This window comes from Streptomyces sp. SID4985, assembly GCF_009863025.1.
Lineage (GTDB): Bacteria > Actinomycetota > Actinomycetes > Streptomycetales > Streptomycetaceae > Streptomyces.
Genome location: NZ_WWIR01000303.1, coordinates 1 through 2,468, shown reverse-complemented (window position 1 = coordinate 2,468; position 2,468 = coordinate 1). Strand labels below are relative to the sequence as shown.

The 2,468-nt window shown below is 73.3% G+C and carries 1 protein-coding gene; it reads left to right on the top strand.

Features of this window, described 5'->3' with window-relative positions; translation table 11 throughout:
- Positions 1 to 2,468 (top strand): Rne/Rng family ribonuclease (locus GTW40_RS12400; protein ID WP_161180225.1); only part of this gene is annotated, 2,468 nt, incomplete at both ends.

Here is a 2,468-nt window from a genome sequence, read left to right as displayed (position 1 = left end):
CGCCCGCCGCCGCGGAGGCCGAGGCGCCGCAGGCCGCCGCCGAGGGCGGCTCGCGCCGTCGTCGCCGGGTCGTACGGCAGGCCGCGGGCGGTTTCTCCGCGCCCGCGCCCGCCGAGGGCACCGAGTCCGACTCCCCGCGCAAGCCCGCCCGCCCCGCCGTGGCCGTCTTCCGGGCGCCGGTGTTCACCGAGCCGAGGTTCCAGACCCCGCAGCGGGCCGCCGCCGAGGCCGCCGCCGTGGCCGCCGAGGCCGAGGAGGCCGAGGAGGCGGTGAAGCCCGAGGAGACCGAGCAGGCCGCGCAGGCTGAGCAGTCCGGGCGCGCCGAGTCCTACGACGACCGCGGCGAGGCCGGTTCGCGCCGTCGCCGTCGTCGCCGGGGCGCTCCCGCCGAGGAGACCCGCCCCGCCGCCGAGACCGAGGCCGAGGAGCCGGAGGAGGCCGACGAGGCCGCCGAGGGCCAGGCCGAGGGTGACGACGCCGAGGGCTCCGACGACGCCGGTTCGCGCCGCCGTCGCCGCCGGGGCGGCCGTCGCCGTCGCCGTGGCGACGCCCTGGACGGCGAGGAGGGCATGGACGGCGAGGACGACGACCTGGCCGCCGAGCAGGCCGCGCAGGACGCCGAGGACACCGCCGAGCAGGAGGAAGAGGACGAGGAGGAGGCGCACGAGGCCACGGGCTCCAGCTCCAGCCGCCGTCGCCGCCGTCGTCGCCGCCGCGCCGGTGACTCCGGCGAGTCGGGCGACGCGTCCACCACCGACGACCCCGAGCGCACCGTCGTCAAGGTTCGCGAGCCCCGCAAGGCCGCCGAGCCGTCCGACGAGGTCCAGTCCATCAAGGGCTCGACCCGTCTGGAGGCCAAGAAGCAGCGCCGTCGGGAGGGCCGCGAGCAGGGCCGCCGCCGCGTGCCGATCATCACCGAGGCCGAGTTCCTGGCCCGCCGTGAGGCCGTCGAGCGCGTCATGGTCGTGCGTCAGCACGGCGAGCGCACCCAGATCGGCGTCCTGGAGGACGGCGTGCTCGTCGAGCACTACGTCAACAAGGAGCAGTCCACCTCCTACGTCGGCAACGTCTACCTGGGCAAGGTCCAGAACGTGCTGCCGTCCATGGAGGCCGCGTTCATCGACATCGGCAAGGGCCGCAACGCCGTCCTGTACGCCGGTGAGGTCAACTTCGAGGCGCTCGGCATGGCCAACGGGCCGCGCCGCATCGAGTCCGCCCTCAAGTCCGGCCAGTCGGTCCTGGTCCAGGTGACCAAGGACCCGATCGGCCACAAGGGTGCCCGCCTCACCAGCCAGGTCTCCCTGCCGGGCCGCTACCTCGTGTACGTCCCCGAGGGCTCGATGACCGGCATCAGCCGCAAGCTGCCCGACACCGAGCGGGCCCGGCTGAAGACCATCCTCAAGAAGATCGTCCCCGAGGACGCGGGCGTCATCGTGCGCACCGCCGCCGAGGGCGCGACCGAGGACGAGCTGCGCCGTGACGTCGAACGGCTCCAGGCGCAGTGGGAGGAGATCAAGAAGAAGGCGAAGACGGGCAACGCCCCGACGCTGCTGTACGGCGAGCCGGACATGACCGTCCGCGTCGTGCGCGACATCTTCAACGAGGACTTCTCCAAGGTCATCGTCAGCGGTGACGAGGCGTGGGAGACCATCCACGGCTACGTCTCGCACGTCGCCCCGGACCTCACCGACCGGCTCCAGAGGTGGACCAGCGAGACGGACGTCTTCGCCACGTACCGGATCGACGAGCAGCTCTCCAAGGCGCTCGACCGCAAGGTCTGGCTGCCCAGCGGCGGTTCGCTGGTGATCGACCGGACCGAGGCGATGGTCGTCGTCGACGTCAACACCGGCAAGTTCACCGGCCAGGGCGGCAACCTGGAGGAGACGGTCACCAGGAACAACCTGGAGGCGGCCGAGGAGATCGTGCGCCAGCTGCGGCTGCGCGACCTCGGCGGCATCATCGTGATCGACTTCATCGACATGGTCCTGGAGTCCAACCGCGACCTGGTGCTGCGCCGCCTCCTGGAGTGCCTGGGCCGCGACCGCACCAAGCACCAGGTGGCCGAGGTGACCTCGCTCGGCCTGGTCCAGATGACCCGCAAGCGGGTCGGCCAGGGCCTCCTGGAGTCCTTCTCCGAGTCCTGCGTCCACTGCAACGGCCGCGGTGTCATCGTCCACATGGAGCAGCCCTCGTACGCCGGTGGCGGCGGTGGCGGCAAGCGCAAGAAGCGCGGCAAGGGCGGCGACGCCCACACCCACGAGCACGAGGGTGCCGCTGTCGCCGTGGCCGTCGAGGCCTTCGCGCCGGAGGAGACCGAGACGGCCGCCGAGGTGGCCGCCGAGGCCGCCGAGCCGCTCGCGCTGCCCGCGCCGGAGTTCGTCCCGGACGAGGAGCTGTACAGCAGCATCGCCGAGGCGGAGGCCGCGGCCGGACGTGGCCGCTCGCGCCGCCGTACGAGCCGCAGGGCC